This is a genomic window from Kitasatospora sp. NPDC051853, assembly GCF_044452665.1.
In the GTDB taxonomy this organism is placed as follows: Bacteria; Actinomycetota; Actinomycetes; order Streptomycetales; family Streptomycetaceae; genus Kitasatospora.
On the sequence record NZ_JBITBY010000012.1, the window covers coordinates 89,775 to 102,117 of the forward strand.

The following is a 12,343-nucleotide window of genomic DNA, read 5'->3' on the forward strand; positions in this document are numbered from 1 at the left end:
TGCTGAACAGTCACGATGCCGGTGGGGAAACGGATCTCGTGGCGATCGCCACCGCATTCTCCGCAGTTCTCTCCCCCCGGTCGGAACGATCCCGGAATTCCGGAACGGGCCCGGGGGAGGCCCGTGCTGCCGGGCCGTCAGGCGGAGCGGGGCGCCGGAGGGCGAGGCAAAAACGGAGTAAAGCCCAAGTGGTCTGGACCTATTGACGAGTTGGTACGGACCTTTCTAAGGTCGGCGGAGCAGCCGCGACGGCCGTGCGGTCTGCCCGGACTCCCCACCTTTCGTCCGTTCCCCCACGTCGAGGAGCCCCGTTGAGCACTCGAACCACCATGCCCAGGAGCAGGTTCAGGGCGGCAGCAGCCGGCCTGACCGCGCTGGTGCTTCCGTTGGCCGCCGTCGTCGGCCTGTCCACCCCGGCCCAGGCGGCCACCTCGGCCACGGCCACCTTCACCAAGGGCTCCGACTGGGGCAGCGGCTTCGGCGGCTCGTGGACCATCAAGAACACCGGTACCACCACGCTCACCTCCTGGACCGTCGAGTGGGACTTCCCCGCCGGCACCAGCGTCGGCTCCGCCTGGGACGCCACCGTCACCAACACCGGCACCCACTGGACCGCCAAGGACAAGGGCTGGAACGGCACCCTGGCCCCCGGCGCCACCGCCACCTTCGGCTTCAACGGCGTCGGCCCCGGCAACCCCAGCGGCTGCAAGCTCAACGGCGGCTCCTGCGACGGCACCGAGATCCCCGGTGGCAACAAGGCGCCCACCGCGCCCGGCACCCCCACCGGCTCCGACATCCTGGAGACCTCGCTCAAGGTCTCCTGGGGCGCCGCCACCGACGACGCGGGGGTCAAGAACTACGACCTCTTCCGCGACGGCGTGAAGATCGCCACCGTCACCGGACTCACCTACGCCGACAGCGGCCTGACGGCCGGTACGACGTACACCTACACCGTGGTCGCCCGCGACACCGAGGACCTGACCGGCCCGGCCAGCGCCGCGGGTGCGATCAAGACCTCCGGCACCGTGATCGACCCGGGCGACAAGGTCAAGCTCGGCTACTTCACCAACTGGGGCGTCTACGGCCGCAACTACCACGTGAAGAACCTGGTGACCTCCGGCTCCGCCGCCAAGATCACCCACATCAACTACGCCTTCGGCAACGTCCAGGGCGGCAAGTGCACCATCGGCGACGCCTACGCCGACTACGACCGCGCCTACACCGCCGACCTCGCGGTGGACGGCAAGGCCGACACCTGGGACCAGCCGCTGCGCGGCAACTTCAACCAGCTGCGCAAGCTCAAGCAGCTGTACCCGCACATCAAGGTGATCTGGTCCTTCGGCGGCTGGACCTGGTCCGGCGGCTTCGGCCAGGCGATGCAGAACCCGGCCGCCTTCGCCAAGTCCTGCCACGACCTGGTCGAGGACCCGCGCTGGGCCGACGTCTTCGACGGCATCGACCTGGACTGGGAGTACCCGAACGCCTGCGGCCTGTCCTGTGACACCAGCGGCGCCGACTCCTTCAAGAAGATGATGCAGGCGATGCGCGCCGAGTTCGGCAACGACCTCATCACCGCGGCCGTCACCGCCGACGCCTCCACCGGCGGCAACATCGACAAGGCCGACTACGCCGGCGGCGCCCAGTACATGAACTGGTTCAACGTCATGACGTACGACTTCTTCGGTGCGTGGAACGCCAAGGGCCCGACCGCCCCGCACTCCCCGCTCACCTCGTACGACGGCATCCCGAAGGCCGGCTTCAGCTCGGCCGAGGCCATCGCCAAGTACAAGTCGATCGGCGTCCCGGCCAGCAAGCTGCTGCTCGGCATCGGCTTCTACGGCCGCGGCTGGACCGGCGTCACCCAGTCCGCCCCGGGCGGCACCGCCACCGGCCCCGCCACCGGCACCTACGAGCAGGGCATCGAGGACTACAAGGTCCTGAAGAACACCTGCCCCGCCAACGGCACGGTCGCCGGCACCGCCTACGCCCACTGCGGCACCAACTGGTGGAGCTACGACACCCCCGCCACCATCAACTCCAAGATGGCCTGGACGAAGTCGCAGGGCCTGAAGGGCGCCTTCTTCTGGGAGTTCAGCGGCGACACCAGCAACGGTGAGCTGGTCAGCGCCATCAACACCGGCCTGAAGTAAGCACGGTAGGCCCCAAGGCGGCCCGTCGGTCCTCGTGACCGGCGGGCCGTCGGGCTTTCCCGCGCTTTCAGAGCAGGGAGACGAGGGTCCGCCACCCGGGGAGGCGGGCCACGGCGAAGGCGACCGCCGCGGCCGGGCCGTCGACCCGGGCGAGGACCGGCCCGTTCCAGGACTCCCTGACCGTGTAGGGCGGCGTACCGTGCGGAGCCTGGAGGGAGAGGAAGGGCGGGGCGTCCGGCGGGGCGTCGGGTCCGGCGGCGAAGCTCAGGGCCCAGTGGCTGGTGAAGGGGTAGAGCTCCCGCAACCGCGGCTCGGCGTGGGCGGCCTCGACCAGTGCCAGGTGCTCGGGCCAGTCGGCGTCCCGGGCCTGCCGGAGGATCCACGCCCACTCCGCGGCGATCACGTCGGCGGCCGTGCCGTCCACGACCTCCGGACGTCCGCTCAGCACGTCGAACCGCGCGCTCTCCGCGACCGCCTCCAGCGGGGCCCCGGAGACCCAGGCCTCGATCACGGGCGGCAGGTGGCCGAGGTCGTCCGTGCTCCCGGAGAGCAGCAGCCCGTTGTTCCCGAACGCCGTGACGCTCCACCGCCGTTCGGTGGGGTGCGCGGAGACGGCCAGCGACTTGCGGTGCGCGTGCACGCCGGTCGCAGAGGCCTGGCGCAGCGGGTCCACCGAACTGGCCGTCAGGTCGAGCACCGTGCCGTCGGCGTCCGCCAGAGCGCGCAGCGCCGCCGCGAGACTCCCGTACGCGGCCACGTCGGGGTAGAGCACGGCCGGGTTCGGCTCAGGCGGCACCGTTGACTCCGATCATGGGTGGGCGGGGAAACCCTAGTGGCCCGGAGCACGGACGGAAAGCATGGCGGAGCCCGCGTCGATCAGCGAGGCCGTGCAGGTGCCGCCGCCTGGGGCCCCGTCGGACGGTGCGTCAGGAGTCCGGCCCGGGCCGGCCGGATTCGTTGGAGCCGGTCTCGTAGTCGTGGAAGGTGAGGTGGTCCCACTGCTCGCCGGTGGCCCGTTCGTAGGCCTCCTCGTGGACGTAGAGGAGGGGCTCGGCGTGCAGGCCGGTGAAGGGGGCGAAGCGTTCGGGGCGGCCGAGGACGCTCTCGTAGGTGCGGCGGCCGGCGGCGACGACGGCGGCGCGGGAGTAGAGGAAGCCGTCGGCGGACCGGGGGAAGGGGGAGCCGTCCGGTTCGGTCGGGCCGAGGACCGGGAGGGCGCAGAACTCCTTCCGGTCGAGGGTGTACAGGGCCTCCGCGAGGCGTTCGCCGAAGCCGAGGATCTGCTCGACCGGCTCCTCGGCCAGCGCGGCGGTGAGCTCCTCGCAGGCCTCGTCGAGGGCGGCGCAGGCGACCGTGCCGTCCTCGGCCACGCCGAGGCGTCGGACCAGTTCCCAGAAGCGGTCCCAGGACATGGCGGGGCGGTACTGCTCGGGGGTGGGGTTCATGGCTGCACGCTTCGGTCGGGGACGCACTGTCGGGGCGGGAGTCTGGCACGGCGCGCCGACAGCCCGGACGGGCGGCAGTGGCACACCATCGGGTGACGGGCGGGCGCGGGGCTTCCGGGGGAGGGTGGCCGGTGGCAGGATCGGTGGTCCGTGGGTGTGGGGACGTGGTGAACCACCGTGACACCAGGGGGACTTGTGGAGCTCGAGGTGGCGGGCAGCGTGCTTGCGGTATTCGCGCACCCGGACGACGAGTCCCTCGGGGCCGGCGGTGTCCTGGCTGCCCGGGCCGCCGCCGGGGCGCGGACGGCGGTGGTCACCGCGACCTGGGCGGAGGGCACCGGCCGCGCGGCGGAGCTGGCGGAGGCGGTCGGCATCCTGGGGGCCGGGAAGCCCCGGCTGCTCGGGTACGCCGACGCCAAGGTGGCGGAGTCGGCGCCGGGGGCGGCCCGCTGGTGCGACGTGCCGCTGGACGAGGCGGTCGGGCGGCTGGTGGCGCACATCCGCGAGTTCCGGCCAGAGGTGCTGCTCACCCACGACGCGTACGGCGGTCTCAGCGGGCATCCGGACCACCGGCAGACCCACCGGGTCACCCTGCTCGCCGCCGAGGCCGCCGGCCTGGGGCTGCTGTACCCCGAGGCGGGGCCCGCCTGGCGGCCTGCGGCGGTGTACGCCGCCACCCACCCGGAGTCCGTGGCAAGGGAGTTGGGGCGGCGGCTGCTCAAGCCGGGCCGGGTCCGGTACGCGATGCCGGACGAGCTGGTCGGGGAGGCGGTGGACGTCCGGCCGTGGTTGCGGACCAAGCTCTGCGCGGTCTTCGCCCACCGCAGTGAGGTGGAGCGCGGCGCCCTGCCCGGCCGGCTGGCCGCGATGAGCGCCGCCGAGCGGGAGGCGCTGACCGGCACCGAGTGGTACGTCCGCCACGAGGTGGGCCCCGGCAGGGGGTGACGCGGTGTCAGGGGCGGTGGCGGGAAACCCCGTACGGCCGCCGGAGCGCTCGTCTAGGCTGTCGATTCGGACACCAACCAACGGCAGCAGGAGGGAACCGGCCATGAGCGAACCGGAGTTCGTCAGCGCGCCCGCCCTGATCCTCCGGTCCCTCTCCCGGGAGCCGGACCGGGTGGCGCTCACCACCGCGGACGGCGGCAGGATCACCGCCGGCGAGTACGTCGCCGCGACCCACCGGCTGGCCCACGAGCTGATCGCCCGGGGCGTCGGCCGCGGCACGACCGTGTCCCTGCTCACCGGCAACACCCCCGAGGCGCTCAGCGCCCGGCACGCGGCCGGGATCGCGGGCGCGCGGGTGGTCAACCTGTACGACGGGATGAGCGCGGAGGTGCTCGCCGAGATCGTCACCAGCGTCGACACTGCCGTCCTCCTGGTGGACGCCGAACGGTACGCAGACGCACCGGAGTTGCTCGCCCTGGCCGACGTGCCGACCGTCCTGACCCTGGGGCCGGGCGCGGGGGAGATCGGCGAGGACGTGATCGCGGCCTCGGCCGGGCGGCCCGCCGGGGCCCCGGCGCCGCGGGTCGGCCCGGAGGACCACCTGGGCATCCGGCACACCGGCGGCACCACCGGCGTCCCCAAGGGCATCCTCAGCCTGCACGGCCCCTACCGCCGGGCCTTCGACGTCCCGTTCGGCTCCGCCGACCGGCGCACCCGCTTCCTCGCCGCCACCTCGCTCGCCCACCTCGCGGGCGTGCTGAGCGACCTGACGCTCCACCACGGCGGGGAGGTGATCCTGCAGCGCTCCTTCGACCCCGGCGAGGTGCTGGCCGCCGTCGAACGCGAGCGCATCACCGACCTCTGGGTCCTGCCGCCGCTGCTGCACCGCCTGCTGGACCACCCGGCGATCGGCCGTACCGACCTCTCCAGCCTGCACTTCATCGGCTACGGCGGCAGCGTCGCCTCGCCGACCCGGGTGCGCGAGGCCCTGGAGGTGTTCGGGCCGATCCTGACCAGCGGCTACGGGATGTCGGAGGCGATGAACATCGCCGTCCTCGAACCCCGGGACCACGACCGGGCCGGACCCGACGGCCGGATCCCGGTCGGCCGCCCGCTGCCGGGGGTGCAGGTGGTGGTCCGCGACGAGACCGGCGCGGAGCTGCCGCCCGAGGCGGTCGGCGAGATCCACGTGCGCTCCTACGGCCTGATGGCCGGGTACTGGAAGCGGCCCGACCTCACCGCCGAGGTGCTGCGCGACGGTTGGCTGCACACCGGAGACATCGGCTACCTCGACCGGGACGGCTACCTCTACCTGACCGGCCGTCACTCGGACAAGATCATCGTCGTCGGGGGCCACGTCCACCCCTCCGAGGTCGAGGACCTGCTGATCACCCATCCCTCCGTCGCCCAGGCCGCCGTGGTCGGCCTCCGCGACGCCCACCAGGTCGAACACGTCCACGCCGTCGTCGTCCCCGCCCCGGGGCAGCGGCCCGACCTCGACGAGCTGCGCGCCTTCGTCACCACCCACAAGGGACGCATCTACGCACCGGAGGCCGTCCACCTGGTCCCCGAGATCCCGCTCACCCCGGTCGGCAAGCCCGACAAGAAGCACCTGCGGGCCGTCCTCTCCCGCTGACCGTCACGCGCCCGCGGCTTCCCGGCGCGTCCCGGGGAGCCCGGGCCGGTCGAGCCGTGCCGCCGCGGCGCGGCGGACCTCCGGGGTCTCCAACGGGTCGTCACGGAGCAGCTCCAGCCGGTCGCGTACGTGCGGCAGGTCGGGCGCGCCGGCGACGGCCAGCAGGCGGACGTCCGCCTCGCAGTCCCAGAGCCCCTCGGTGTACGCCGCCTCCAGCCCCTCGGGGTCGATCGCGGCCAGGGCTTCCAGAAAGGCGGCCCGCTCGTAGGAGTGCGGGGTGTGCACGTAGTACCGGCGCAGCACCGGCACGGCCTCGGCCGCGGCGGGGCCGAAGCGGGCCAGTCCGGCCGCGATCATCTTGGGGCCGCACCAACCGCGCCGCCGGTACTCGTCGGTGAGGTGCGCGGACAGGACCGGGAGGTCGACGTCCTCGCCGTGTTCGGCCAGCACCTCCAGCCCGATCCAGGCGAGCCAGCTCCGGTCGTCCGCCACCCAGGTCCGGGCCGCGGGCAGCGCGAGGGCGCCGCAGCGGCGGACCGCGGCGGCCAGGAACGGGGCCGGGAAGGAGCCGTAGCTGCTGCCGAGCGTGGGTACCAGGGGGAGCAGGTCCGGTTCCGGGGCGCGGCCGGCGAGCAGCCGGAGGGCAGGGCCCTTCGCGCCTTCGGGCGCACCGGGGTCGGCGAGCAGGGCCAGCAGGCGCGGGCTCGGGGGCGTCAGCTCGACCCGGCTCAGGCGGCGCGAGGGGTGGGGAGGTGGCGGGCCGTCAGGCGAGAAGAGCGAGTCCAGGGTCCCCCGCGCCTCCTCGTCCGCCGACAGCTGCTCGTCGCCGTCGAGCCTCGCCCGCGCGACCCCGGCCAGGTCGCGCCACCACGCGGGGGGCCAGCGGTCCGCCACCGACTCCAGGACGTCCAGCCAGTGCGGCCCGGTCCGGACGTGGTCGCGCAGCGCCTCCCGGGCCTGCGCCGAACCGGACACCGCGAGCAACTCCAGCACACCGGTGGCCCGTTCACAGCTCTCCCGGTCCTCCGCCAGCAGTTCGACCACCGGCTCCAGCGGCAGCTCCAGGTCCCTGACCAGCCGCGCCAGGTACACGCTCCGCTCGTCGACGGAGTCCCACCGCCAGTCCTGCCGGAGGCACCGGCGGACCGGCTCCGCGGCCCCCGCCGGGTCCCGGGCCGCCAGGATCGCGCCCATGCCCCGGCCACGCTGGAGCATGCCCTCCAGGGTGTCGGGCCGCGCGTACCGCCGTGCGTCGTCCGCTTCCGTTTCCGTCTCGCTCATCAGCGCGGATCCTGCCCGAGGCGGCGCCCGGCCGTCGACGGATTTTCGTCCTACCCTGCCCCGCCGGGTCTGATCCGGTCTCCTCGGTTCTCATGCTTGTGGTGGCAAGAAGCCGTTAGGTCGGTGGAATGAACCACCAGGGTCCCGTGGTTGGGACCCACGACCCGCACCGGCGGGCCACGACCCCTTGGAGGGATTCGCATGAAGGTACGCAATTCGCTGCGGTCGTTGAAGAACAAGCCCGGTGCCCAGATCGTGCGCCGCCGCGGCAAGGTCTACGTGATCAACCGGAAGGACCCCCGCTCCAAGGCCCGCCAGGGCTGACCGCCCTCCGGCGGTGACGGGCGGTCACTTCGCGCCACGAGGACCCTCGGTGGGTGCGGCGGCGCGCGGGGCTGGCACGATCGGCGGTGCACGTGTTCGCGCCCGGACGGGCGCCCCGACCACCGTCACGGAGAACCATGACCAGCTCCGCCACCGCCGGACCCGGCTCCGCCGCCCCGATACCCGACCAGGCCGCCGCGCAGCGCCGCGTCCTGCGGGTCCTGGTCGCCTCGCAGATCCTCAGCGGTGCCGGCCTGGCCGCCGGGATCACGGTCGGCGCGCTGCTGGCCCAGCAGATGCTGGGCTCCACCGGCCTGGCCGGACTGCCCAGCGCCCTCTTCACCGCCGGGTCCGCGCTCACCGCCGTGGCGGTCGGCCGGATCTCGCAGACCGGGGGCCGCCGTCCGGGCCTGGCCGGGGGCTACCTGGTCGGCGCGATCGGTTCGGCCGGGGTGATCGCCGCCGCCGTCCTCGACCAGCCGGTCCTGCTCTTCCTCGCGCTCTTCGTCTACGGCGCCGGCACCGCCACCAACCTCCAGGCCCGCTACGCCGGGGCCGACCTGGCGGCCCCGGACCGCCGTGCCCGGGCCGTCTCCACCGTGCTGGTCGCCACCACCCTCGGCGGGGTGGCCGGGCCCAACCTGGCCGCGCCCACCGGGCGGTTCGCCGAGTCGATCGGCATCCCCGCGCTGGCCGGGCCGTTCCTGCTCTCGGGCACCGCGTACGCGCTGGCGGCCTGCGTGCTGGCACTCTTCCTGAAGCCCGACCCGCTGCTGCTGGCACGGGAGTTGGCGGCCCGACAGCCGGCCGACGGTGCCTCGGGGCCGGGGCGTGCGCAGGCGGCGGACGAGGAGGTGCCGGGCTCCGGCGGCCTGATGCTCGGCGTGCTGGTGATGGTGGTGACCCAGCTGGTGATGGTCGCCGTCATGACGATGACACCCGTGCACATGCACGACCACGGCCACGGCACCGCCGCCTCCGGCCTGGTCATCGCGGTGCACATCGGCGCGATGTACCTGCCCTCCCCGCTGACCGGCTGGCTGGTGGACCGCTACGGGCGGATGCCGCTGGCCCTCGCCTCGGGCGCCACCCTGCTGGCCGCCGGGCTGATCGCCGCCACCGCCCCCGCCGACTCGGTCGGCCTGCTCGCGCTGGCCCTGGCCCTGCTCGGGATCGGCTGGAACTTCGGCCTGGTCACCGGCACCGCGATCATCACCGACACCGTCCCGCTCGCCACCCGGGCCCGCACCCAGGGCATGGTGGACGTCACCATCGCCCTGGCCGGCGCGACCGGCGGCATCACCTCCGGCCTGATGGTCTCCGCCGCCGGCTACCCCGCGCTCGCCCTCACCGGCGGCGTGCTCTCCCTGGCGGTCCTGCCCGCCGTCGCCCTCTCCGCGAGGAAGCGGTGAGCGACCCGGCCCCCGGGCGCGTCCTGGTGGTGGACACCGCACCGCCCGAGGAGGCACTGGCCGAACTGGCGGCCTTCGAGGCGATGGGCCTGCGGCCGACCGTCAACCTGCGCCGCGTCACCGACCCCGCCCTGCGCGAGCGGATCGCCGCCCGCTGGCCCGTCGTCGACTTCGACGGCTTCGACGCCGAGCAGCTCGCCACCCACCTGGAGGACGGCGGCCGGGGCCACCAGGCCCTCAAGTGCCGGGCCGGCATCCCGCTCACCCGGGCGGTCCTGGCCCGCGCCACCGCGCCCGGGCTGACCCGGCGGCTGGCCGTGGCCGGCCGGGCGGCCAGCGGCTCCGAGACCTTCGACCCGGTGGCCGCCCGGGAGTCGGGGGTCACCCTGCTGACCACCCCGGGCGCCAACGCCGCCGCCGTCGCCGAACTCACCCTCGCACTCGCCCTGGACGCCCTGCGCGGTGTCTCGCGCCGTTCGGCCGCTCTGCACGGCGGCGACTGGGCGGGCGCGGTGGCCGGCCTCCCGGTGGCCGGGCTCGCGGGCGCACGGTTCGGCCTGGTCGGCACCGGTGCCGTCGCCCGGCGGGTGGCCTCGCTGGCGGCGGCCTTCGGGGCCGAGGTCCTGGTGCACGGCTCACCCCGCTTCACGCCCGGACGGGCGGCGGGGTGGCCGGGGCGGCGGACCGGCTCGCTGGCGGAGCTGCTGACGGAGTGTGAGGTGGTCTCGGTACACGTCCCGGCCACGGAGGAGACGGCGGGGCTGATCGGGGAGGCGGAGCTGCGCCTGATGCGCCCGGGGTCGGTGCTGGTGAACACGGCGCGGGCGAGCGTGGTGGACGAGGCGGCCCTGGACCGGGTCCTGCGCGACCCGTCGGCGGGGTTGGCCGCGGCCGGTGTCGACGTCTTCGAACGGGAGGGCACGGTCGGCTACGGCTCGGTGCTCGCCGGGAACCCGTACTGCACGCTCTCGCCGCACGCGGCGGGGATGACGCACGCCGCGATGCGGGAGGCCTCGCGGCAACTGCTGGCGGCGTTCGCGGCGGCTATGCTCTGTCCGCATGACGGATCTTGGTGATCAGAGGGAGTACTGGGACGGCGTCGGAGCCACGAAGACCTTCACCCATCCCCTGGACCCCGGCCTGCTGGCCGGGGTCGGCCCGGCGGCCCGGATCCTGGACTACGGGTGCGGATACGGCCGTCTGATGGCCGAGTTGAGCGAGCAGGGGTTCCTCGACCTGTCCGGGGTCGACGTCTCGTCGGCGCTGGTCGAGCGGGGCCGGCGGGCCCGCCCGGACCTGCGGTTCGACGTGCTGGAGGCCCCACCGGGTCTCGCGGTGCCCGCCGAGAGCTTCGACGTGGTGCTGCTGTTCGCGGTGCTGACCTGTGTGCCGGACGAGGGCGCCCAGCGGGCGTTGACCGAGGAGCTGCACCGCGTCCTGGCACCCGGCGGACTGCTGTACGTCAGCGACCTGCTGCTCCAGGACGACGAGCGCAACCAACTCCGTTACGCCGCCCACGCCGAGGAGTTCGGGACCCCGTACGGGGTCTTCGCCACGGACGACGGCGCGGTCTGCCGCCACCACGACCGCGCCCATCTGCACGCGCTGCTGGACGGCTTCGAGGTGCTGGAGGAGCGGCCGATCGAGGTGGCGACGATGAACGGCAACCGCTCGCGGGGAGTCCAACTCCTGCTCCGCAAGCGGTAATCGGTCAGGTCAGGTCAGGTTTCCTCCAGGATGACGGCCGGGAGCGGGGCGTTCAGGGCCAGCGCCCGGGGGAGGGAGAGACCGAAGTGCCCCTCCAGCACCTCCAGGACGGTGCGGTGCACCTCCCGGCGCGGCCGGTCGTGATCGGGCAGCCCGGCGGCGGCCAGCAACTCCCGGACCTGTGCGGCGACTTCAGGGTCACCCGAGACCTCCCCGTGGCCCCAGGAGTCGTCCAGGTGCAGGTTGAACCGGCACATCGTGCGCCCGTCCCGGACGTACCAGAACTCCGGTGGCACCGGCTTGCCGTTCTCCTCCTCGTACTCGAGGAGGAAGACCTCGGCGCCGTCCACGGACAGTGCCGGATCGAGCCCGAACTTCCCCGGCCAGTTGCCGTGCTTGACGACGAAGGCCCACTCCCCGTGCTCGCCGAACCTCAGGCCGGTGTCGTCCCGGTTCACCTCCTCGATCTCCTCCACCAGCTCCTCGGCCGTCAGGTCCCCGAGCATCACCATCCGCAGCGCCTCGTGCTCCGCCGACTCGACGACCCGCGCGGCCAGTTCGGCGAGCGCGATGCCCCGGCCGAGCGTCACGCTGTAGCCCTCGAAGGAGATGCTCCGCGGCTTCGCGAGCCAGGTGATTCCGTCCGTGCCGTGCGTGCCGTCCGTGGGGTCCACATGGTCCGTCATGAGGCGCCATCCTGCCGCACGCCTCCGACAGCCCCCGCCGTCCGGAGCCGGGGAACGGTGCGGCATGATCCGGTGCATGCCCACTCTCGTCACGCCGACCGTCCCGACCGGCTCGCTGGCGGCGCGGCCGCAGCCCGTCCTGCCGGCCCCCGGCGGCCTGCTGCTCCGCCCCTGGCAACTCGGCGACGCCCCGGCCGTGGTGACGGCGTACCAGGACCCGGCGATCCAGCACTGGCACGTGCGGCGGGCGGACTCGGTGGCCGAGGCCGAGGAGTGGATCACCGACTGGCGCGGCGGCTGGACGACCGAGACCGAGGCGCAGTGGGCCGTCGTCGACGGTGACGCCCTGCTCGGCCGGGCCGCCCTCAAGCACCTCCAACTCGCCGACGGCACCGCCGAGGTGGCCTACTGGGTGGCCCCGCAGGCCCGCGGCCGGGGCGTCGCCCCGCGCGCCGTCGAGGCGATGGCGGACTGGGCCTTCGGCACGGCGGGCTTCCACCGCCTCGAACTGTCCCACGCCGTGGGCAACACCGCCTCCTGCCGGGTGGCCACCAAGACCGCCTTCCCCCTGGAGGGCACCCGCCGCAGCGCCTGGCTCCAGTCCGACGGCCGCCACGACGCCCACCTGCACGCCCGCCTCCGCAGCGACCTCGTCCCGGCCGCCGCCGCTGCGCGGTGAGGGCGCGGCCGCGTGGCTGGGCCGTGTCCCGGCGATGAGGAGCGCCGGTGCGGGTGCGGCCGAACCCGACGACGACCA

At 74.0% G+C, this 12,343-nt stretch carries 12 protein-coding genes; 8 read left to right on the forward strand and 4 right to left on the reverse strand.

All coding sequences use genetic code 11. The annotated features are described in order from the left end of the window. Positions 1–329: 329 nt before the first annotated feature. The gene (locus ACIA8O_RS30815) at positions 330–2,150 is read left to right on the forward strand and encodes a glycosyl hydrolase family 18 protein (RefSeq protein ID WP_396297434.1); all 1,821 of its coding nucleotides are present in this window, start codon (positions 330–332) and stop codon (positions 2,148–2,150) included. A 67-nt stretch (positions 2,151–2,217) separates the two neighbouring features. Here the strand turns inward: ACIA8O_RS30815 and ACIA8O_RS30820 are convergent, their stop codons facing one another. Both ACIA8O_RS30820 and ACIA8O_RS30825 read right to left on the reverse strand, forming a co-directional pair. Continuing rightward, the gene (locus tag ACIA8O_RS30820; RefSeq protein ID WP_396297268.1) at positions 2,218–2,946 is read right to left on the reverse strand and encodes a DUF6193 family natural product biosynthesis protein; all 729 of its coding nucleotides are present in this window, start codon (positions 2,944–2,946) and stop codon (positions 2,218–2,220) included. 130 nt (positions 2,947–3,076) lie between these two features. Beyond that, complete coding sequence (locus ACIA8O_RS30825; RefSeq protein ID WP_396297269.1) at positions 3,077–3,595, reverse strand: DUF4240 domain-containing protein; 519 nt, start codon at positions 3,593–3,595, stop codon at positions 3,077–3,079. 219 nt (positions 3,596–3,814) lie between these two features. Between ACIA8O_RS30825 and ACIA8O_RS30830 the strand changes: the two genes are divergently transcribed. Together ACIA8O_RS30830 and ACIA8O_RS30835 are read left to right on the forward strand one after the other, a co-directional pair. Further along, positions 3,815–4,540 (forward strand): PIG-L deacetylase family protein, encoded by a 726-nt coding sequence (locus tag ACIA8O_RS30830; RefSeq protein ID WP_396297270.1) that lies wholly within the window; start codon positions 3,815–3,817, stop codon positions 4,538–4,540. Between the two features lie 103 nt (positions 4,541–4,643). Next, on the forward strand, positions 4,644–6,176 hold the full coding sequence (locus tag ACIA8O_RS30835; protein ID WP_396297271.1) for an AMP-binding protein: 1,533 nt from the start codon (positions 4,644–4,646) through the stop codon (positions 6,174–6,176). A 3-nt stretch (positions 6,177–6,179) separates the two neighbouring features. Here ACIA8O_RS30835 and ACIA8O_RS30840 read toward each other — a convergent pair whose 3' ends face one another. Continuing rightward, positions 6,180–7,457 carry a hypothetical protein gene (locus ACIA8O_RS30840; RefSeq protein ID WP_396297272.1) on the reverse strand — a complete coding sequence of 426 codons (1,278 nt, stop codon included), beginning with the start codon at positions 7,455–7,457 and terminating at the stop codon, positions 6,180–6,182. Between the two features lie 201 nt (positions 7,458–7,658). Between ACIA8O_RS30840 and ykgO the strand changes: the two genes are divergently transcribed. The 4 genes from ykgO (at position 7,659) to ACIA8O_RS30860 (ending at position 10,900) form a co-directional block, all read left to right on the forward strand. Beyond that, on the forward strand, positions 7,659–7,781 hold the full coding sequence (gene ykgO, locus ACIA8O_RS30845) for a type B 50S ribosomal protein L36 (protein ID WP_396297273.1): 123 nt from the start codon (positions 7,659–7,661) through the stop codon (positions 7,779–7,781). Between the two features lie 137 nt (positions 7,782–7,918). Continuing rightward, positions 7,919–9,193, forward strand: coding sequence for an MFS transporter (locus ACIA8O_RS30850; protein ID WP_396297274.1), 1,275 nt, complete (start codon positions 7,919–7,921; stop codon positions 9,191–9,193). Then, positions 9,190–10,269, forward strand: coding sequence for an NAD(P)-dependent oxidoreductase (locus tag ACIA8O_RS30855; RefSeq protein WP_396297275.1), 1,080 nt, complete (start codon positions 9,190–9,192; stop codon positions 10,267–10,269). The genes ACIA8O_RS30850 and ACIA8O_RS30855 overlap by 4 nt, the downstream gene beginning before the upstream one ends. Further along, a complete protein-coding gene (locus tag ACIA8O_RS30860) occupies positions 10,253–10,900 on the forward strand; it encodes a class I SAM-dependent methyltransferase (protein WP_396297276.1) in 648 nt (215 codons plus the stop codon). Before ACIA8O_RS30855 ends, ACIA8O_RS30860 begins: the two co-directional genes overlap by 17 nt. 14 nt (positions 10,901–10,914) lie before the next feature. On the opposite strand, the gene ACIA8O_RS30865 is transcribed toward ACIA8O_RS30860, so the two are convergent. Further along, positions 10,915–11,586 (reverse strand): hypothetical protein, encoded by a 672-nt coding sequence (locus ACIA8O_RS30865; protein ID WP_396297277.1) that lies wholly within the window; start codon positions 11,584–11,586, stop codon positions 10,915–10,917. Positions 11,587–11,662: 76 nt separating this feature from the next. Between ACIA8O_RS30865 and ACIA8O_RS30870 the strand changes: the two genes are divergently transcribed. After that, positions 11,663–12,265 (forward strand): GNAT family N-acetyltransferase, encoded by a 603-nt coding sequence (locus tag ACIA8O_RS30870; protein WP_396297278.1) that lies wholly within the window; start codon positions 11,663–11,665, stop codon positions 12,263–12,265. Positions 12,266–12,343 lie beyond the last annotated feature (78 nt).